This window comes from Sulfitobacter dubius, assembly GCF_027214245.1.
Lineage (GTDB): Bacteria > Pseudomonadota > Alphaproteobacteria > Rhodobacterales > Rhodobacteraceae > Sulfitobacter > Sulfitobacter dubius_A.
This window is the reverse complement of record NZ_JAPWHM010000058.1, coordinates 1-241: the sequence shown is the minus strand read 5'-3', so window position 1 is coordinate 241 and position 241 is coordinate 1. Positions and strand designations below refer to the sequence as shown.

General features: G+C 50.2%; 1 protein-coding gene. It reads left to right on the top strand.

The annotated features are described in order from the left end of the window. On the top strand, positions 1 to 241 hold a 241-nt coding region (locus O4H31_RS19600), incomplete at both ends, for a hypothetical protein (protein WP_269348188.1).

Genomic DNA, 241 nt, shown 5'->3' with positions numbered 1-241 from the left:
ATGTACAAGTGATTCCAGCATCGGTTCTGTGGGGAAGAAAACCCGGCAAAGAAGGCAGTGAAAAGCCATACCTGCAACCCATGAATGGTTTACAGAAAGCGCAAGCGGTTATTCTCGCTGGACGAGATTGTTTGGTGCGCTTTAGCCCAGTGGTATCACTGCGCCATATGGCAAATTCGCACGGTACTGATGAAGCCATTGCACATAAGCTCGCTCGCGTGGCACGTATTCACTTCTCTCG